The following is a 20199-nucleotide window of genomic DNA, read 5'->3' on the forward strand; positions in this document are numbered from 1 at the left end:
GCCGTGATTTCCGGAGGCTGTGACGGGTGTGACTACTGAGGCTGACAATGCTGTTGTGACTGCTCGCCTGCGACAGATGTCCGTTTTGATATCTTGTTAAACAAGTATTACGCAGTCAGCCGCTACAGCACGATCGTTTGGCGTCCATCCCGACGGGTTGCTTCCCACACGTGACCCGGCAACCCAGCCCCGCCCGCAACCGCCGCCCGCACCCCTCGTGCACACAGATTGGCGTTCCCGCCCCCCTCCCTGGAGGTCGCCCGCCGCGCAGGCGGAAAACCAACCACCTCCTGAGCAACGAAGCAGAAAACGCAACCACCTCCCCAACGACACCAAAAAGGAAAAACCACCCACCCCACCCCCTCGCCCCGGCAGAACCCAGGGGAGCCACACGCCGCGAGCAGGAGCCCGGTACGGTGGCGAGCGTGACTTCGGCCATCTTGGCGTCGATTCCCAGTCCGACGCAGAACGTGTGGTTTCTCGGCCCGATCCCGCTGCGTGCGTACGCGATCGCGATCATCATCGGGATCGTCGTCGCGGTGTGGCTGACCGACCGGCGCCTGAAGGCGCGTGGCGGGCCGGCTGGTGCGGTGACGGATGTCGCGTTGTGGGCCGTGCCGTTCGGCATCGTCGGTGGACGGCTCTATCACGTGATCACGACGCCGGGGCCGTACTTCGGGCCGGATGGTCACCTGATCGACATCGTGAAGATCTGGAACGGTGGCCTCGGCATCTGGGGGGCGGTGGCGCTCGGTGCGCTCGGTGCGTGGCTGGGGTGCCGGCGGATCGGCCTGCCGCTCGGGGTGCTGGCCGACGCGGCCGCGCCGGGGTTGGTGTTCGCGCAGGCGATCGGCCGGCTGGGCAACTACTTCAACAACGAGTTGTACGGCGGCCAGACCTCGCTGCCGTGGGGCCTGGTCGTCCACCAGATGGACCCGGCGACCGGTCACGCCGTGTCGACGCTGCCGGGCACCTACCATCCGACCTTCCTGTACGAGCTGCTGTGGAACGCTGGCGTCGGCCTGTTGGTGATCTGGGCTGACAAGAAGTTCCGGCTCGGCCACGGCCGCGCGTTCGCCTTGTACGTGATGGCCTACACGGTCGGCCGGTTCTGGGTCGAGGCGTTGCGGATCGACGAGGCCCAGATGTTCTTCGGCCTGCGGCTCAACGACTGGACGTCGATCGTCGTGTTCATCGGCGGCCTCGCGTACTTCCTGTGGCAGCGCGGACCGCGCGAGCAGCTCCGGATCCTCGACGGTGGCCGCAAGGTCGAGGTGATTACCGATGGTGAGCCGAAAGAAACCGTGAGTCTGGCGAAAGACGAGGAAAGTAAAGAAGAATCGGCCGAGCCGGACAGCAAGGCCGAGGCGCCGGCCGACAAAGCCTGAAAAAGACGCCGCATCTCCTAGCACGCCAGGAGCCGTTTACGCAGCTCAGTATGTGCGTCGTCGCTGGTGGGATCGATCACTGGCGGCGAAATCGCGCCGGACGCCGGTGTCCGTGTAACCTCGAAAGGTGCGCCGGCGATCCCGCGCGCACTCCTGCGTAGCACCACACCGGGCCGGCACGCCGGCCCGTTCCTCCAACGGGCCGACGACGTCCCGCCCCCGCCCGGCGCACTCGAAAGAGCCGGTCTGTCAGGACTGTGCCGAAAACCCCGAGTGCCCATTGACGACGAGGGAGCCTGCCGGTGAATTTCTCTGCGGTTCCGCCTGCCCAAGGTCTTTATGACCCGGCATTCGAGCACGATTCCTGCGGCGTGGCATTCGTTGCCGACGCACTTGGCAGGCGCTCGCATCAGATAGTCGCGCACGGCCTGACCGCCGTACGCAACATGGAGCATCGCGGCGCCGCCGGCGCCGAGGTGAATTCCGGCGACGGGGCCGGAATTCTGCTCCAGATTCCGGACGGATTCTTCCGTGCGGTCGTCGATTTCGACCTGCCGGAAAACGGTTCCTACGTGACCGGCCTGGTTTTCCTGCCCGCCAACGACGATGACGAATCCGCCGCGCGCGAGATCATCGACCGGATCGTCGCCGAGGAGAACGGCAGCGTGCTCGGCTGGCGCGAGCCGCCGGTCGACCCGTCCGACCTCGGACCGACCGCGCTCGGCGTGCTGCCGCGGGTGCGGCAGATCTTCCTGAGTTTCCGCGGATCCGGCGGCGAAGTTCTTTCCGGTCTGCCGCTCGAGCGGATGGCTTTTGTCGCGCGTAAACGGATCGAGCACCAGTCGGAGGCGGTCGGCGTCGGCGTCTACTTCCCGTCGCTGTCCGGTCGCACGATGGTCTACAAGGGCATGCTCACCACCGAGCAGCTCGGCAACTTTTACGCCGACCTCACGGATCCGCGCGCGGACAGCGCCATCGCGCTGGTGCACAGCCGGTTTTCCACCAACACGTTCCCGTCCTGGCCGCTGGCACATCCCTACCGTTACATCGCGCACAACGGCGAGATCAACACGATCCAGGGCAACCGCAACTGGATGCGCGCCCGCGAGGCGCTGCTGGCCACGCCGGAGATCAACGAGGCCTTCGGCGGCGACGTCGAGCGGATTTTCCCGATCTGTACGCCGGGAGCCAGCGACTCGGCCACCTTCGACGAGGTGCTGGAGCTGCTGCATCTCGGTGGCCGCAGCCTGCCGCACGCGGTGCTGATGATGATCCCGGAGGCGTGGGAAAACAACGACGACATGGACCCGGCGCGGCGCGCGTTCTACGAGTTCCACGCGTCGCTGATGGAGCCGTGGGACGGTCCAGCCTGTGTCGCTTTCACCGACGGCACCCAGATCGGCGCGGTGCTCGACCGCAACGGCCTGCGTCCGGGCCGGTGGTGGCGTACCCGCGACGACCTGGTCGTGCTGGCCAGCGAGGCCGGCGTGTTGGACATCGATCCGGCCGACGTCATCGCGAAAGGCCGGCTCCGGCCGGGCCGGATGTTCCTGGTCGACACCTCGCGGGGCCGGATCGTCGAGGACGACGAGATCAAGGCCGAGCTGGCCGCCGAGCATCCGTACGACGACTGGCTGCACGCCGGCCTGATGCGGCTGGAAGGCCTGCCGGAACGCGAGCACGTCACGTACGGCCACGAGTCGGTGCAGCGCCGGCAGCAGACTTTCGGCTACACCGAAGAAGAACTGCGGATCATCCTGACGCCGATGGCGGCCACCGGTGCGGAGGCGATCGGCTCGATGGGCAGTGACACGCCGATCGCCGTGCTGTCCAAGCGGCCACGGCTGCTCTACGACTACTTCGCACAACTTTTCGCGCAGGTGACCAATCCGCCGCTGGACGCCATCCGGGAGGAGATCGTCACCAGCGTCGGCGACACCATCGGCGCCGAGCAGAACCTGCTCGTGCCGGGCCCGGCCAGCTGCCGGCAGATCGTGTTGCCGTTCCCGGTGATCGACAACGACGAGCTCGCCAAGATCGTGCACATCGACGAGGACGGCGACATGCCTGGCTTCAAGGCGGTCACCGTGTCCGGCCTCTACCGGGTCAAGGACGGCGGCGAGGGGATGCGCGCGCGGCTGGCGGAGATCTGCCGGCACATCTCCGAGGCGATCGAGGACGGCGCGCGGCTGATCGTGCTCTCCGACCGTGACTCGACCGAGGACCTGGCGCCGATCCCGTCGCTGTTGCTCACGTCGTGCGTACACCACCATCTCGTCCGCGAGCGCACGCGTACGCGGGTCGGCCTGGTGGTGGAGGCCGGGGACGCGCGTGAGGTCCACCACGTGGCTCTCCTGCTCGGTTACGGCGCCGCCGCGGTCAACACCTATCTGGCCTTCGAGACCATCGAGGACATGATCGCCGGCGGCCAGCTCACCGGCATCGAGCCGCAGAAGGCGATCCGCAACTACGTCAAGGCGCTCGGCAAGGGTGTCCTGAAGGTCATGAGCAAGATGGGGATCTCGACGGTCGCGTCGTACACCGGCGCGCAGGTGTTCGAGGCGGTCGGCCTGTCCAAGGAGCTCATCGACCAGCATTTCACCGGTACGACGAGCAAACTCGGCGGCGTCGGCCTGGACGCGCTGGCCGACGAGGTGGCCGCGCGGCACGCGAAGGCGTGGCCGGCCAACCCGACCGACCGCGCGCACCGGCGGCTGGAGGTCGGCGGCGAATACCAGTGGCGCCGCGAGGGCGAGCTGCATCTTTTCAACCCGGAGACGGTTTTCCTGCTGCAGCACGCCACCCGTACGCGCAAATACGAGATTTTCAAGAAATACACCTCGTCGGTCGACGCGCTGTCGGAGAAGGCGGCCACACTGCGCGGCCTGTTCGGTTTTTCCTCCGACCGCAAGCCGATTCCGCTCGAGGAGGTCGAGCCGGCCAGCGAGATCGTCAAGCGGTTCTCCACCGGCGCGATGAGCTACGGTTCGATTTCGGCCGAGGCACACGAAACTCTGGCGATCGCGATGAACCAGCTCGGCGCGCGGTCCAACACCGGCGAAGGCGGCGAGGACTCCGACCGGCTGCGCGACCCGCGCCGGCGCAGCGCGATCAAGCAGGTCGCGTCCGGGCGTTTCGGTGTCACCAGTGACTATCTGGTGCACTCCGACGACATCCAGATCAAGATGGCGCAGGGCGCCAAGCCGGGCGAAGGCGGCCAGCTGCCGGGTCACAAGGTCTATCCGTGGGTCGCGCGTACGCGGCACTCCACGCCTGGCGTCGGCCTGATCAGTCCGCCGCCACATCACGACATCTATTCGATCGAGGATCTGGCGCAGCTGATCCACGACCTGAAAAACGCCAACCCCGAGGCGCGTATCCACGTCAAGCTGGTCGCCGAGGTCGGCGTCGGCACGGTCGCGGCCGGAGTTTCCAAGGCTCACGCCGATGTCGTGCTGATCTCCGGCCACGACGGTGGTACGGGCGCGGCTCCGCTCACCTCGCTGAAGCACGCCGGCGGTCCGTGGGAGCTGGGTTTGGCCGAGACGCAGCAAACCCTGCTGCTCAACAACCTGCGCGACCGGATCGTCGTACAGACCGACGGCCAGCTCAAGACCGGTCGCGATGTCGTCATCGCCGCCCTGCTCGGCGCGGAGGAGTACGGTTTCGCGACCGCGCCGCTGGTGGTCTCCGGTTGCATCATGATGCGGGTCTGTCATCTCGACACCTGTCCGGTCGGCGTCGCGACGCAGAACCCGAAGCTGCGGGAGAAGTTCAGCGGCAAGGCCGAATATGTGGTGACCTTCTTCGAATACATCGCAGAAGAGGTCCGCGAGTTGTTGGCAGAGCTCGGATTCCGGTCGCTGGACGAGGCGATCGGCCACGCCGAGGTGCTCGACACGCGCCGCGCGGTCGAGCACTGGAAGGCCTCCGGCCTCGACCTGTCACCGCTGTTCGTGGTGCCGGAGCTGCCGGCCGGTGCAGCGCTGCATAACACCACCGAGCAGGATCACGGGCTGGACAAGGCGCTGGACAACACGCTGATCCAGCTGTGCGAAGGCGCACTGCTGGACGGCTCGCCGGTCAAGCTGGAGCTGCCGGTACGCAACGTCAACCGTACGGTCGGCACCATGCTCGGCTCGTTCGTGACTCGGCGGTTCGGCGAGGAGGGCCTGCCGGACGACACGATCGACATCACCTTCACCGGCACCGCCGGCCAGTCGTTCGGCGCGTTCGTGCCGTCGGGCGTGACGCTCCGGTTGCTTGGCGACGCCAACGACTACGTCGGCAAGGGGCTGTCCGGCGGCCGGATCGTGCTGCGGCCGGACCCGGTGGCGCCGTTCCCGGCCGAGCAGAACATCATCGCCGGCAACACGATCCTCTACGGCGCGACCAGTGGCGAGGCGTTCCTGCGCGGCATCGTCGGCGAACGCTTCGGCGTACGTAACTCCGGCGCGCTCGCCGTCGTCGAAGGCGTCGGCGACCACGGCTGCGAATACATGACCGGCGGCACGGTCGTCGTGCTCGGCCCCACCGGCCGTAACTTCGCCGCCGGCATGTCCGGTGGCACCGCGTACGTGCTCAACCTCGACCCCAAGCTGGTCAACCGCGAGATGGTCGATCTGGAGGAGCCGTCGATCGAGGACACCGAGCGGCTGCACGACGTACTTGTCCGCTATGCCGCGGAAACCGCGTCGCCGGTGGCCGAGACGCTGTTGGCCGACTGGGAGCGCCGGCGGATCGAGTTCACGAAGATCATGCCGCGTGACTACCGGCGTGTCCTGGAGGCGACCCGGCTGGCCGAGCAGACCGGCCGGGATGTCGCCGAGGCGATCATGGAGGCGGCCCGTGGCTGACCCGAGCGGTTTTCTCAAGCACGGCAGGGAACTGCCCAAGCGCCGGCCGGTCGACCTGCGGCTGATGGACTGGCGCGAGGTCTACGAGGACTTCGAGCCAGGCAAGCTGCGCACCCAGGCGTCGCGCTGCATGGACTGCGGCATTCCGTTCTGCCACAACGGATGTCCGCTCGGAAACCTGATTCCGGAGTGGAACGACCTGGTGCGTACGGACCAGTGGCGCTCGGCCATCGAGCGGCTGCACGCCACCAACAACTTTCCGGAGTTCACCGGCCGGTTGTGTCCGGCGCCGTGCGAAGCGGCGTGCGTACTCGGCATCAACAGCGATCCGGTCACCATCAAGCAGGTCGAGGTCGAGATCATCGACCGCGCCTTCGCCGAAGGTTGGGTCACGCCGGCGCCGCCGGAGCTGAAGTCGGGCAAGAAGGTCGCGGTCGTCGGCTCCGGTCCGGCCGGCCTGGCGGCGGCGCAGCAGCTGACCCGTGCCGGCCACGACGTGACCGTGTACGAGCGCAACGACCGGATCGGTGGCCTGCTGCGCTATGGCATCCCGGAGTTCAAGATGGAGAAACGCCATCTGGACCGGCGGCTGGCGCAGATGGAGGCCGAGGGCACGGTTTTGCGCACCGGCGTGAATGTCGGCGTGGACGTGACGGCCGAGCAGCTGCGCTCGTCGTACGACGCGGTCGTGCTGGCCATCGGTTCGACCGTGCCGCGTGATCTGCCGGCGCCCGGCCGCGAGGCCGGCGGCATCCATTTCGCGATGGACTATCTGGAGCCGGCCAACCGGGTCCAGAACGGCGACCTGGCGGCCGCGCCGATCGACGCCAACGGCAAGCAGGTGGTGATCATCGGTGGCGGTGACACCGGCGCCGACTGCCTCGGCACGGCCCACCGGCAGGGCGCCGCGAGCGTGACGCAGCTGGAGATCATGCCGGAGCCGCCGGGCGCTCGGCCGGACTCGACGCCGTGGCCGACCTGGCCGCTGATCCTGCGTACGTCCAGCGCGCACGAGGAGGGCGGCGAGCGGGTTTTCTCGGTCAACACGGAGAAGTTCCTGGCCGACGAGGACGGCGACGTACGCGCGCTGGCGCTGCACGAGGTGACCATGGTCGACGGTCGCTTCGAGAAGGTGCCGGGCTCGGAGCGTGAGCTGCCGGCTCAGCTCGTACTGCTGGCGATGGGGTTTGTCGGTGTCGACCAGAGCTCTGGGCTGTTGGAGGGCCTTGGCGCCGAGCTGGGGCAGCGCGGTGTCGTGGCCAGGGACGCGTCCTGGAAGTCCACTGTGGACGGTGTGTTCGTGGCCGGTGACGCCGGCCGCGGCCAGTCGCTGATCGTGTGGGCCATCGCCGAGGGCCGCGCGTGTGCCGCGGCCGTCGACGAATATCTCACCGGCCATTCGCTGCTGCCGGCGCCGATCGAGCCGACCACGATGGCGCTCGTCGCTCGCTGACGAACCGCAGGGCCTCCTTACGCGCGCGTGGGGAGGCCCTGTAGTCGTTTCGTCCGATAAGCGGTTTTACCCAGGTGACCAGGTGACGAAGGTCGCTCCCGGTTCTGCATCGGTTCACCCGATGCCGATAGTGTGACGGCCATGAGTAGGCGCGCGAAGATCGTCTGCACCATCGGTCCGGCCACCGCGACACCGGAGCGCGTACGCGCGCTGGTCGACGCCGGCATGGACGTGGCCCGGCTCAACTTCAGCCACGGCGACCACGAGGACCACCGGCGGGCATTCGAGATGATCCGGGAGGCCTCCGACGCCACCGGACACGCGGTCGGCGTACTGGCCGACCTGCAGGGACCCAAGATCCGGCTGGGCCGGTTCGCGGCCGGTCCGGTCGACTGGCTGACCGGCGAGACGGTCACCATCACCACCGAGCCGGTGGACGGCAACCACGACATCGTCTCGACGACCTACCACAAGCTCGCCGAGGAGGTGTCGGTCGGCGACCGGCTGCTCATCGACGACGGCAAGGTCGCCGTGGAGATCACCGGCATCGACGGACCGCGGATCCGCTGCCTGGTGATCGAGGGTGGTCCGGTCAGCAACAACAAGGGCATCTCGGTGCCGGAGTCGGCGCTGTCGGTGCCGGCGCTGTCCGACAAGGACATCGCGGACCTGAAGTTCGCGCTGGACCTGCGCGTCGACATGATCGCCATGTCGTTCGTGCGTGAGCCGGACGAGGTCGACCTGGTACGCCGGATCATGGACGAGCATGGCGGCGGCCGGCTGCCGGTGATCGCCAAGCTGGAGAAGCCGCAGGCGGTGGCCAACCTGGAGGCCATCGTGCTGGCCTTCGACGGCATGATGGTCGCGCGCGGCGACCTCGGCGTGGAGCTGCCGCTGGAGCAGGTGCCGATCGTACAGAAGCGGTGCATCCAGCTCTGTCGCGAGAACGCCAAGCCGGTCATCGTGGCGACCCAGATGCTCGACTCGATGATCGAGAACTCGCGGCCGACCCGGGCCGAGGCGTCCGACGTGGCCAACGCGGTGCTGGACGGCGCCGACGCGCTGATGCTGTCCGGCGAGACCGGCGTTGGCAAGTTCCCGATCCTGACCGTACGCACGATGAGCCGGATCATCTCCAGCGTCGAGGACTCCGACCCGAGCGTGCCGCCGCTGCAGCACGACCCGCGTACGAAAGGCGGCGCGATCGCGGCCGCCGCGAAGAGCATCGCCGAGGTGCTCGACGCGCGCGCGATCGTCGCGTTCACGCTGTCCGGCGACACCGTACGGCGGCTGGCCCGCCAGCACACCCGGCTGCCGATCCTGGCCTTCACCTCGGTGCCGGCGGTGCGTAACCAGCTGGCGCTGTCGTGGGGCGTGGAGACCTTCCTGACGCCGATGGTGTCCCACACCGACGATATGGTGCGAGCAGTGGACGCGGCGCTGCTGTCCATCGGCCGCTATCCGGCCGGCGACAGCGTGGTGATCGTGGCGGGCAGCCCGCCTGGCACCCCGGGATCCACCAACGCGGTCCGCGTGCACCAGCTCGGATCGGACACCGCCGGCTAGAGGAGATCGTCTTGGGGGAGCCGCTACGCGGCCAGCCAGCCGTCGACCGGCTGCTGAAGCTGCTGGACCTGGAGCAGCTGGAGGTCGGCTACTTCCGCGGCGTCAGCCCGGAGGTGACGCTGCAGCGGGTCTTCGGTGGCCAGGTCGCCGGCCAGGCGCTGGTCGCGGCCAGCCGTACGGTCTCGGTGGAGCGGTCGGTGCACTCGCTGCACGGCTATTTCATCCGGCCGGGCGACCCTGCGGTGCCGATCCTCTACACGGTCGAGCCGGTACGCGACGGCCGTTCGTTCACCACGCGCCGGGTCACCGCGATCCAGCACGGCAAGGCGATCTTCTTCATGTCCGCGTCGTTCCAGGTCGCCGAGGACGGCTTCGAGCACCAGAGCGAGGTGCCGGACGTCGTGCCGCCGGACGAGCTGCCGCCGGTGTGGGAGATCGTCCGCGAGAAGATGCCGGCCGACGCGGCGTGGAACGTGATGGACCATCCGATCGACCTGCGCTACGTCGGCGTGCCCGGCTGGGTCAACCCGGGGGAGCGGCCGCAGTCGGACCGCCAGCAGGTGTGGATGCGCATCGACGGCAAGCTGCCGGACGACGCCGCCCTGCATGCCTGCGCGTTGACGTACGCGAGCGACCTCACCTTGCTGGACGCGACGCTGGCCGTTCATGGCGCGACCTGGCGCGAGGTGAGCAGCGCCAGCCTGGACCACGCGGTGTGGTTCCACCGGCCGTTCCGTGCCGACGAGTGGTTTCTCTACGACTGCCAGAGCCCGTCGACCTCCGGTGGTCGCGGCCTGGCCGCCGGTCGCTTCTTCAGCGCCGACGGCACGCACATCGCGACCGTGCTGCAGGAAGGCCTGATCCGCCGGGCCAGGTGACCGGGGTTCAGAGACTGTTGGGGAACTGAGGCACGCGACAGCCGAGCCCAAACGCCGCCTGCCGGCACCGGAGGAAACCCCACCATAGCGCTGCTATTTGGGCTTCCGTCCGGCACCGGCAGGACGACGTTTGGATCTCGACTCTCGCGCACCTCAGTTCCCCAACAGTCTCTCAGAGCTCGTCGGCCACGCGCTGGATGGCCTGCCAGGCCGCCTCCACGTGGCGCAGCTCGGTGGGGACCGCGCCGATCGCCATCCGCAGCGTGTACGCGCCGCGTACGCGCGTGTGCGTCAGATAGAGCTGGCCGGACGCGTTGAGCCGGCGCAGCAGCTCCTCGTTGCGGCCGTCGGCGCCACGCAGCCGGAAGCAGACCAGCGAGAACACGTGGTCGGCGACGATCTCGAAGCGGTCGTCGGCGCGTACCAGGTCGGCGAAGTGCGCGGCCAGGCCGACGCCTTGGCGGACGTGCGCGCGCAGCCCTTCCGCGCCGTACCAGCGGATCACGCTCCACAGCTTGAGCGCGCGAAACCGCCGCCCGAGCGGGCCGTGCCAGTCGCGGTAGTCGATCACCGCGTGCGAGTCCGAGGCGGCATTTCGCAGATATTCCGGCAAAACGCTCAACGCCGCGACCAGTGACGAGCGGTCGCTGGTGAAGAAGATGTCGCAGTCGAAGTTGGTCAGCAGCCACTTGTGGCCGTCGGTGCAGTACGAGTCGGCCAGCTCGACGCCGTCGTGCGTGTGGCGCAGCTCCGGACACAGCGCGGCGGCGCCGGCGTACGCGGCGTCGATGTGCAGCCAGATGCCTTCGGCGCGGCAGATCTCGCCGATCGCGCGGACCGGATCGACGGCCGTGGTCGACGTCGTGCCGATGGTCGCGACGACCAGCGCCGGCGTGAGCCCGGCCGCGCGGTCCGCCGCGATCGTGGCCGCCAGCCGATCGGGCCGCATGCCGAGGCTGTCGTCGACCTCGACGATCCTCAGCTGGTCGGTGCCGACTCCGGCGATCGCGACCGCTTTCTCGACGCTGGAATGCGTCTCGGTGGATGCGTACACGGTGAACCGGCCAGCGCCGCCGTTGGTGCGTACGTCTCCGCCGCTGACCCGGTGCAGCGCGGCGACCAGCGCGACCAGCGCCGCTGAGGACGCCGAGTCCTGGATGACGCCACCGCCGGCGGAGTCGGAGCGATACGTGTCCGGCAGGCCGAGCAGCTCGACCATCCAGTCCATCATCCGGGTCTCGACCTCGGTGCAGGCCGGACTGGTGGCCCACAGCATCCCCTGCACGCCGAGACCGGAGGACAGCAGGTCGCCGAGCACCGACGGACCGGTCGTCGGCGCGGGGAAGTAGGCGAAGAAGCTCGGATGCTGCCAGTGCGTGATGCCTGGCAGGACGATCTCGTCCACATCGGCGAGCAGGCCGGTGGCGAAACCGTCGTCACGCTCGCCGCGCTCCGGCGGATGCTCCGGCAACCGCGCGGCGACCTCGCCTGGCTTCACCTGGGACAGCACCGGATGCTTCTCGATCCCGGCCCAGTAGTCGGCGATCCAGTCGATCACGGCGTGGCCGTGGCGGCGGAACTGCTCGGGAGTCATGTGCGGCAGCGGCTGGTCGGTCACCCCGCCAGCCTACGGAGCTGTTCCGGCTTTACGAGGCGATGTCGGCGCGCGCGACGACCTTGTCGATGTGCACGCGTACGAGCAGCTCGCCCGGCACACCGTTGCGCTTGCCGTAGTCCTCGGCCGCCTCAGTCCCCATGTAGCGGCCGCCGAGCCGGGTCGCCCAGGCGAGCAACTCGTCGGGGTCCTCGCTCAGCTTCGCGGTGCCTTCGACGATGACGAACGAATACGGCGGGTTTTCGTCGTCGACGCAGATGCTGATGCGTGGATCGCGCTGGAGGGCCTTGCCTTTGAGCGAGTCCGCCGCGGTGGTGAAGACCAGGTCGTCGCCGTCCAGGTCGAACCACACCGGCGCGACGTGCGGCCGTCCGTCGGCCCGTACGGTCGCCACCTTGCCGGTCCGCGTCCCGTCGGTGACGAACTGCCGCCACTGCTCGTCGGTCATCCGGTGTGCCATCGGTCGCTCCTCGTCCGGCTGCCTGTCCACATCAGGCTATCCAGCCGCGAGCGTCGGCGCAGATCGCAGCCGCGCTGCCCCAACAGACCAACTCTTGTGTCCGTCGGACCGTACGCGCATCGTTGTGACCGCTGTTCGCGAACCTTATTGTTCGCGACATGTCTCGACAACGCGGCCATCACCCGAATCACCGGACCCCGTTGACCGCCGAACGAACACCTGCCGATTCATTGCCGTCGGCGCCGGCGACCTTGCTGCGCCTACAAAAAACCGCGGGGAACGCGGCGGTCAGCTCGCTGGTGCGCAGCGTGCAACGCGAGGAGAAGACACCTGCGGTCAAGCTGGACGGTGCGGAGTTTTCGTACCCGCTCAACCAAGTCATCCCGGTGAACGCGAGGATTCCCAAGTCTCCGGTGAAACTCAAGCAGATCGCGTTGTCCACCTCCGTCAAGGCCAAGCTCGCCTCGGCCGGCAAGGCAGAGGAGGGAAACGCGCCGTCGGTCGGCACCAGCGGGAAGTTTGGCGGTGACAAGAAATTCGAGGCCGGAGTGAGCGGCGAGCTTCGTACGCTGGCCACCGGCCACGCCGAGATGCTGAAGCAGAAGTTCAAGGCTGACGCCAAAATGGAGTACGCGGTGGCCGGATCGCCGGGGGAGTTGAAGACCGGCATGGCGTTGACTGGCGGCATTCAGGATGAGTCACTGAAGGGCACGGCGCTGGAGAACCTCAAGCTCGGCGGCGAACTGTCGCTCTTCGAGGTGAACTGGACGCAGAAGACCGGCCGGATTCCGGAGGTCTCGGCGGCGAAACTCGCGCTGAGCGTCTCGTACGACACTCCGCCGAGCGAGCATGTCCTCGCGAACGGCCAGAAGGTCGCGGTGACCTACAAGGGCAGCGCGACCTTCGAGTTCGAGCCGGACTGGGAACAGATCGTGCCGTGGGTGATCGAGCAGATCGGACCGGAGACGCTGTTGGAGGCCGCCGGGCCGTACGCCTTCGTGGCGGCCGGCGCGGCGGTCATGTATTACACGTTCAAGGACATGGACCGGCAGGAGAAACTGGCCGCCACGGTGCGCGCGGCCGCCACCCAGATCGTCAGGTCCGGCAGCGTCTACGCGTCCGTGCTGAGTGGTCGCAAGGTGACTCCGGCCGGCGCACGGGAGACGGAGGCGTTCAACGCGGCGACCGCGGACCTGGAGAAGCTCGCGAAATCCAGGAACATCGACGCGCAGATCTACCAGGGCCTGATGGCCGTGCCGGAGTACGCCTCGCCGTTGCGGGACAGGACCGGCGAAGCCTACGTGACGCGCGCGCTGGGCAGCCTGGAGTCCCAGGTGGACCGGGAGATCGACGCCTGGCACTCCGAGCACTACATACAGACGTTCCTGTCCGGACGCTACGCCAGCGCGGACAAGGCCATGATCAACGCGATCGTCAGCGACGCGCAGGCCAACCCGGACGGCACGATCGGCTGATCACGCCTTGGGGATGTCGAAATAGCCGGTGAGGCCGGCGCCGACGGCGATATCGCCGGTGAGCTGCAGTTTCTTGGTCATGAACAGGGCCGGACCGGAGGCGACGCCGGAGACCAGCCGCAGGAAGTTGGCGCCGTCGACGGTGATCGTCAGCCGCGGCTGCGCGTCGCTGCCGGGGCCGACCGTGCACGCGCCGTTGGCGATGTGCAGCTCATAGCGGTCGAAGTCGCCGCCGGCGCGGCTGATCCGCCAGCGGATGACCGCGTCCATGCCGGCGGTCCTGTCCTTGCGTACGCGCGCGGCCATCTGGGTGAAGATCTCGTCGAGCACGCGCGTACGCAGCTCGCCGTTCATGAGCTGATCCAGATCGCTGCCTGACGCGCTCTTGACGAGCCGCACGAAGTCGCCGTATTCGAGGTGGTCGAAGTCGATCCGCGCTGGGTCGAACGTGGTCATGGCAGATTTCCTTACCGGCAGGTAATCTTACTGGCGGGTAAGTTTACGTCGAGGTAGCTAGAGTCGGCAAGGTGGCTGGCAATGTGACCGGTAAGACCAAGCGGCTGCCGCGCAACGTACGCGAGCAGCAGATGCTCGACGCCGCGGTGCAGATGTTCGCCCGCCGCGGTTATCACGCCGCGTCCATGGACGAGGTCGCCGAGCGCGCCGGCGTCTCCAAGCCGATGGTCTATCTCTACCTCGGCAGCAAGGAGGAGCTGTTCCTGGCCTGCATCCGGCGCGAGGCCGGCCGGCTGTTGGAGGCCTTCGCCGGCCAGGTCGACCCCCACGAGCCGCCCGACCAGCAGCTCTGGCACGCGCTGCGCGCGTTTTTCCTGCTGGTGGCCGACAACCGGGACGCCTGGCGGGTGCTGCACCAGCAGGCTCCGGCATACGGTGAGCCCTTCGCCGGTGAGGTGGCCGCGATGCGTGCCGCGATCGTCGCGTACGCGGCGGACCTGATCGACAAGAACATCAAGGCTCGCGGGCCGGCGCACGCCACCGAGCACGACGTATCCGCGCTGGCGCACGCGCTGGTCGGTGCGGGGGAGTCGCTGGCCGACTGGGCCACCGAGCATCCCGAGGAGGATCCGGCGACGACCGCCAAGCGGCTGATGAACTTCGCCTGGCTCGGCCTGGACAACCTGCTCCGCGGCTCGATCTGGCGGCCCTAGCCTAGCCCAGCCCTGGCCGACCGATTGCGACGTTGTTGCCTGGTTTCGCTGCGAAAGCGGTCAAGAAAGTCACAATCGGGCGCGATCGGCCGGGTCCGATGTCACCTCGCGAGTTGAAACCGCAGGTCACCGGCCACCAGACGACGCCGGGGAGAGGGCGCCGTCGAGGTGCGGCGCGCGGCCGTCTACGGAGAAACGCCAGCCGGCCGCCGACTGTGAGGCGCGGAAGGCGGCGCGGGACGGCAGCGGCAGTGGTTGGCGGAAGCTGACCGCGACCTCGTACGTCTCCGGCAGCCGTGCGTCGAGCGTCGCCAGGCACCGCGCTTTCGTGTACATGCCGTGCGCGATGGCCGTACGGAAGCCAAAAACGCGCGCGCTCGCGGCGGAGAGATGGATCGGGTTGCGGTCGCCGGACACCGCCGCGTAACGACGGCCGATGTCGGCGGGCAGCCGCCAGACCGCCGTTGGGGGCATCTGCGGCGGCTCGGGTTTGTTGCCACCGCCGCCACCGCTCGACGACCGGTGCAGATACGTGCTGCGGCTGGTCACCGCGAGCCCGTCGGCCGTGTACGCCTCGGACACGACGTCAAACTGCGCGCCGCGCGGATGCTCGCCGAGATTTTCCGCAAACACACGCAGTTCCAGCGGATCGCTGGCCAGGATCGGTTGCGCGACCGTGATGACGTTGCGGATGTGCACCAAACCCATGAGCGGAAACGGAAAACTGCGGTCCGACATCAGCCGCATCGCCATCGGAAAGGCCAGCACATGCGGATAGGTCGCCGGCAGCCGGTCGCTCGCCGGAAAACCGCACACGTCCGCATACGCGGAGAGATGGCTCCGCGAAACGAAAAAACCGGGCAGCGAGAGCGTCGTGTCCGGCAGTACACCACCGTTGGGACCCAGGCCGGGCAGGCTACGCATCAGCGCCGACGCATACGTACGCGCCAGGCCTGGTCGCGTGCTGAGCTTCATCAGGCCCCCAGCAGGCTTTGGCCGCAAACCCGGAAAACTCCGCCGGTCACGCCGGCGCTGCCGGGATGTGCCAGCCAACCGATCGTCTCGGCCACGTCGACCGGCTGGCCGCCCTGTGCGAGGCTGTTCAGTCGCCGGCCGACCTCGCGTACGGTCACCGGCATGCTGGCGGTCATCTTCGTCTCGATGAACCCGGGCGCGACCGCGTTGATCGTCGCCGGCAGCTCGGCCAGCCTCGGCGCCAGGTTTTCCGCCAGACCGATGACGCCGGCCTTGGTCGCGCCGTAGTTGGTCTGTCCGGCGTTGCCGGCGATGCCGGCGATCGACGCGAGACCGATGACGCGCGCGCCGGGCCGGAGCACTTTCTCGGCCAGGAAATGCTCGTTGATCCTGGCCTGCGCGACAAGGTTCACATTCAGCACAAGATCCCACTGGGCTTCACTCATCCGCGCGAGGGTTTTGTCGCGGATGACACCGGCGTTGTGTACGACGACGTCGACGCCGTCATGCCGCGTCTTGAAGTGTTCGCCGAGCGTCGCCGGCGCGGCGGCCGAGGTGATGTCCAGCTGCAGGCTCGATCCGTTGACCTGGTTGGCGATCCGCGACAGGTCCTCGCCCTGCGCCGGCACATCCAGGCAGACCACGTGAGCGCCATCGCGGGCGAGGGTTTTCGCAATGGCCGCACCGATTCCGCGGGACGCGCCGGTCACCAGTGCGACCTTTCCGTCCAGTGGCAGCTCCGGCGTCTCCGGCAGCTCGTCGACCGCGCCGACGCGGACGACCTGGCCGGACACGTACGCGGATTTCGCCGACAGGAAAAAGGAAAGCGTCGACTCCAGCGCTTCCTCGGCGCCTGGCGCCACATAGATCAGCTGCGCCGTCGCACCGCGGCCGACCTCTTTTCCCAGTGACCGTACGAATCCTTCCAGCGCGCGCTGCGCCACGGCCTCGTCGATCGAGCCAGCCGACTCCGGCGGCGTACCGATCACAATCACGCGGCCGGATGGCCGGATCGACCGTACGACTGGATGAAAGAAGTCATACAGCTCGCGCAGGCCGGCCGGCGTCGCGATACCGGTGGCATCGAAGACGAGCGCGTACGGCGATGTGCTTTCCGTGACATCGATGCCAAGCGCGCCAAGGATTTTCGCCACCGCCACGCGGCCGTGGCCGCCGACCAGCACCGGTCCGTCCGCGATCGGTTGGCCAGGCGCATACCTGCGCAGGCGGACGGGGCGAGGCAGGCCGAGTCGCTGCGCGATGGCACGGCCCGGCGCCGAGGACACGAACTGTTGGTAGAGATCCGCCATGGGGTTATCCTTACTTGCCAGTAAGTCTACTCGCAAGTATGGTCGCGTTGATGCGATCCCGCCAGTGCCAGGAGTTGTCATGAGCCGCCGTGTGGCGATCGTCGGTGCCAACCGAACCCCTTTCGCGCGATCCAACGGGCCGTACGCGACCGCGACAAACCAGGACATGCTGACCGCCGCGCTCGACGGCCTGATCAGCCGGTTTTCGTTGCAGGGCGAGCTGCTCGGCGAGGTCGCCGCTGGAGCCGTGCTCAAACACAGCCGTGACTTCAATCTCACCCGCGAGGCGGTGCTCGGCAGCAAGCTCGACCCGCGTACGCCGGCGTACGACGTGCAGCAGGCCTGCGCGACCGGACTGGAGACGGTGACCCTGGTCGCCAACAAGATCGCGCTCGGCCAGATCGACGCCGGCATCGCCGGTGGTGTCGACACCGCCAGCGACGCGCCGATCGGCGTCAACGAAGACCTGCGCAAGGTGCTTTTACGCTTCAACCGCGCGAAAACTCCGCTGCAGCGGCTGGCGCTGGTCGGTTCGCTGCGGCCATGGCAGATCGTGCCGGACATTCCCCGCAACGCCGAGCCGCGCACCGGCATGTCGATGGGGGACCACGCCGCATTGACCGCGGCGCAGTGGTCGGTCGGCCGCGAGGAGCAGGACGAGCTTGCCGCGGCCAGCCACCAAAAACTGGCCGCCGCCTACGACGCCGGCTTTTTCGACGACCTGGTCACGCCGTATCTCGGCCTGGCTCGCGACCAGAACCTGCGGCCGGACTCCTCGGTGGAAAAGCTGGCGAAACTCAAGCCGGCCTTCGGCGATCCGGAGACCGGCACGATGACCGCCGGCAACTCCACGCCGCTGACCGACGGTGCCTCTGCGGTTTTGTTGGCCAGCGAGGAATGGGCCGCGCAGCGACGACTTCCGGTGCTCGCGTACGTCGGCGACGTGCAAGCCGCCGCCGTCGACTTCGCGCTCGGTGACGACGGCCTGCTGACCGCGCCGGTCTACGCCGTGCCGCGGCTGCTCGCGCGTGCCGGCCTTTCGTTGCAGGACTTCGACTTCTACGAGATCCACGAGGCCTTCGCCTCGCAGGTGCTGGCGACCCTGAAGGCGTGGGAAGATCCGGTTTTCTGCAAGGAAAAGCTCGGCCTCGACGCGCCGCTCGGCTCGATCGACCGCGCGAAGCTCAATGTCAACGGCTCGTCGCTGGCCGCTGGTCATCCGTTTGCCGCGACCGGTGGCCGGATTGTCGCGACGCTGGCGAAACTGTTGCGGCAGAAGGGTTCCGGCCGCGGCCTGATCTCGATCTGCGCCGCAGGCGGCCAAGGCTTGGTCGCGATCCTGGAGCGCTAAACCTCGGCACGTCGCAGAATGCGCCAACAGATGTACAGGCACACGCCAGCAGCCGGGGTCTGCAGCAGTGTCGACGCGATCCCGAGTGGCGTCAGCGCGCCGGCCAGATAGAGCGGCACGAGTACGGCCGTGGCGAGGGCGCATTTGGCGAGAAAGATCAGCGTGCACAGCTGATAACGGCGCCGCTGAGTACGGTCGCGCCGCCATCTGAGCCGTTCGCCGCGCAGCCCGCCGGCCACCAGCCCGACGAGCGGCCACCGGGCGAGGATGGAGAGCAGGAGCACCGCGGTGAGGCCGGCCTCGGTGACGACGACCTCGAGATAGAAGTCGACCGCGTGCCCGGTGCTGCCGGCGAGCAACGTCGAGACGCCGACGACGACCAACCCGATCGCGGCCGACCAGTAGCTGCGGTCACTCCAGATGCGTACGACCGCGAAGGCCAGCACTGAGCCGACCGCCACCAGCGCCGAGGTGAGCACCTGGCCGCTGACCTGGTACGCGAGCAGGAACACGACCTTCGACGCGACCGCCTCGGCGACCGTACGCCAGCCACCGACGGCCGCGAACAGTGACAGCGACTTCCGCGTGAAGACGTTCACGCCGTGCGCTCCGAGACGTAGTTGTCCTGCCGCATCCGCTCCTCGTACGAGCCGATGGCATCGAGCAGCGACAGCTCACCGCGGTCAGCGCGTACGAGCGCGTCGCGGAGCCGACGTGCGTCCTGCATGGCCAGATTGCCGCCAAAACCCGGTGCGACATGGATGGCGTCGCCGATGACCGTGACCGGATGCGTAGGCCAGGCGGCCATCGGTGGGATCACGCCGATCCGCAACGGGACGGTCAGCTGAGGCCAGGCCTGGTCGACCACGTTCCGCAGCGTCGGATGCAGGCCGGCGGCCAGGTCGCGCGCGTCGACGTTCTGTCCAGTCGTCGGCATGCACCACATCAGGTAGTCCTCGGCATCGGCGAGCGCCGCGGCGGGAACGGCCGGCAGCCAGCGATCGCGGGCGACCAGCGGCGGCTCGAGGAACCGGTGTGGCCCCAGCGCCATCATCATGCCGTCGGCCTGCACGCTTGCCGCGTTGTCCCCGATCAGCTCCAGCAACCCCGTGTGCGCCACGGCGCGAACCGGCGTGGCCCCCATCAGCATCCGCCGGCCCGTGTCGATGACCTGCACGTGCGGCAGAAACTGCCTGCGTACGGCCGAACCGACGCCGTCCGCGCCGACGAGCACGTCGGCCGTCTCGACGCTGCCGTCGGCGAACCAGGCCTGGACGTCGTCGGCACGCAGCTCGTACCGGAGAAACGCCGCCTCGAACCGTACGGCGTCGTCCAGGCCCGTCAGCAGCACCGCGCGCAGCAGCCGCCGGCTGGTCTGCCGCCCAGGCCGAGCCATCACGCTGTCGGCCACCCGCGTGCCGACGACGGCCAGGCCCTCGGACAACAACACGGTCCGGTCGCGCGGAGGCCCCATCGTCGCCTGTGCCATGGCGAAATGCGGCGGCGGCAGGCACTCACGCAGCGCGGTCGTCCCGCGCTCGTCCATGTGCAGGCTCACGCCTTGCGTACGGCCCCGCGCGCCGTCTCGCTCGTACACGACGACCTCGATGCCGGCCGTCCGCAGCCCGTGCGCCAGCGTCAGGCCGCCAAGACCCGCGCCGACGATGATCACTCGCATGCGTACACCTTTCTTCATCAACGAT

At 68.2% G+C, this 20199-nt stretch carries 15 protein-coding genes; 8 read left to right on the forward strand and 7 right to left on the reverse strand.

Features of this window, described 5'->3' with window-relative positions; translation table 11 throughout:
• The first annotated feature begins 425 nt into the window (after positions 1–425).
• From lgt to GNX95_RS02905, 5 genes are all read left to right on the forward strand, one after another.
• Positions 426–1388, forward strand: a complete 963-nt coding sequence (gene lgt, locus GNX95_RS02885) for a prolipoprotein diacylglyceryl transferase (protein WP_222853359.1) — start codon at positions 426–428, stop codon at positions 1386–1388.
• 302 nt (positions 1389–1690) lie between these two features.
• Positions 1691–6244 (forward strand): glutamate synthase large subunit, encoded by a 4554-nt coding sequence (gene gltB, locus GNX95_RS02890; RefSeq protein ID WP_163505592.1) that lies wholly within the window; start codon positions 1691–1693, stop codon positions 6242–6244.
• The gene (locus tag GNX95_RS02895) at positions 6237–7697 is read left to right on the forward strand and encodes a glutamate synthase subunit beta (RefSeq protein WP_163505593.1); all 1461 of its coding nucleotides are present in this window, start codon (positions 6237–6239) and stop codon (positions 7695–7697) included. Before gltB ends, GNX95_RS02895 begins: the two co-directional genes overlap by 8 nt.
• A gap of 141 nt (positions 7698–7838) precedes the next feature.
• The gene (gene pyk, locus GNX95_RS02900) at positions 7839–9263 is read left to right on the forward strand and encodes a pyruvate kinase (protein WP_163505594.1); all 1425 of its coding nucleotides are present in this window, start codon (positions 7839–7841) and stop codon (positions 9261–9263) included.
• An 11-nt stretch (positions 9264–9274) separates the two neighbouring features.
• Positions 9275–10141 (forward strand): acyl-CoA thioesterase, encoded by an 867-nt coding sequence (locus GNX95_RS02905; protein WP_163505595.1) that lies wholly within the window; start codon positions 9275–9277, stop codon positions 10139–10141.
• Positions 10142–10313: 172 nt separating this feature from the next.
• Here the strand turns inward: GNX95_RS02905 and GNX95_RS02910 are convergent, their stop codons facing one another.
• Both GNX95_RS02910 and GNX95_RS02915 read right to left on the reverse strand, forming a co-directional pair.
• Positions 10314–11759, reverse strand: a complete 1446-nt coding sequence (locus GNX95_RS02910; RefSeq protein ID WP_222853360.1) for a pyridoxal-dependent decarboxylase — start codon at positions 11757–11759, stop codon at positions 10314–10316.
• Between the two features lie 28 nt (positions 11760–11787).
• Positions 11788–12216: a PPOX class F420-dependent oxidoreductase gene (locus tag GNX95_RS02915; protein ID WP_163505596.1), complete on the reverse strand. Its 429-nt coding sequence runs from the start codon at positions 12214–12216 to the stop codon at positions 11788–11790.
• A gap of 158 nt (positions 12217–12374) precedes the next feature.
• Between GNX95_RS02915 and GNX95_RS02920 the strand changes: the two genes are divergently transcribed.
• Positions 12375–13691: a hypothetical protein gene (locus tag GNX95_RS02920; RefSeq protein WP_163505597.1), complete on the forward strand. Its 1317-nt coding sequence runs from the start codon at positions 12375–12377 to the stop codon at positions 13689–13691.
• Here the strand turns inward: GNX95_RS02920 and GNX95_RS02925 are convergent, their stop codons facing one another.
• Complete coding sequence (locus GNX95_RS02925) at positions 13692–14147, reverse strand: SCP2 sterol-binding domain-containing protein (protein WP_163505598.1); 456 nt, start codon at positions 14145–14147, stop codon at positions 13692–13694.
• Positions 14148–14218: 71 nt separating this feature from the next.
• Between GNX95_RS02925 and GNX95_RS02930 the strand changes: the two genes are divergently transcribed.
• Complete coding sequence (locus GNX95_RS02930) at positions 14219–14860, forward strand: TetR/AcrR family transcriptional regulator (RefSeq protein ID WP_222853361.1); 642 nt, start codon at positions 14219–14221, stop codon at positions 14858–14860.
• A 126-nt stretch (positions 14861–14986) separates the two neighbouring features.
• Here GNX95_RS02930 and GNX95_RS02935 read toward each other — a convergent pair whose 3' ends face one another.
• On the reverse strand, positions 14987–15835 hold the full coding sequence (locus GNX95_RS02935) for a MaoC/PaaZ C-terminal domain-containing protein (RefSeq protein WP_163505599.1): 849 nt from the start codon (positions 15833–15835) through the stop codon (positions 14987–14989).
• Positions 15835–17145, reverse strand: coding sequence for a 3-oxoacyl-ACP reductase (locus GNX95_RS02940; RefSeq protein WP_163505600.1), 1311 nt, complete (start codon positions 17143–17145; stop codon positions 15835–15837). Before GNX95_RS02940 ends, GNX95_RS02935 begins: the two co-directional genes overlap by 1 nt.
• Positions 17146–17224: 79 nt before the next feature.
• On the opposite strand from GNX95_RS02940, the gene GNX95_RS02945 reads away from it, so the two are divergent.
• Positions 17225–18496: an acetyl-CoA C-acetyltransferase gene (locus GNX95_RS02945; protein ID WP_163505601.1), complete on the forward strand. Its 1272-nt coding sequence runs from the start codon at positions 17225–17227 to the stop codon at positions 18494–18496.
• On the opposite strand, the gene GNX95_RS02950 is transcribed toward GNX95_RS02945, so the two are convergent.
• Both GNX95_RS02950 and GNX95_RS02955 read right to left on the reverse strand, forming a co-directional pair.
• Positions 18493–19095 carry a DUF3159 domain-containing protein gene (locus GNX95_RS02950; protein WP_163505602.1) on the reverse strand — a complete coding sequence of 201 codons (603 nt, stop codon included), beginning with the start codon at positions 19093–19095 and terminating at the stop codon, positions 18493–18495. The genes GNX95_RS02945 and GNX95_RS02950 overlap by 4 nt on opposite strands.
• On the reverse strand, positions 19092–20174 hold the full coding sequence (locus GNX95_RS02955; protein ID WP_163505603.1) for an FAD-dependent oxidoreductase: 1083 nt from the start codon (positions 20172–20174) through the stop codon (positions 19092–19094). The genes GNX95_RS02950 and GNX95_RS02955 overlap by 4 nt, the downstream gene beginning before the upstream one ends.
• Positions 20175–20199: the final 25 nt, after the last annotated feature.

This window comes from Fodinicola acaciae, assembly GCF_010993745.1.
GTDB classification, from domain to species: Bacteria; Actinomycetota; Actinomycetes; order Mycobacteriales; family HKI-0501; genus Fodinicola; species Fodinicola acaciae.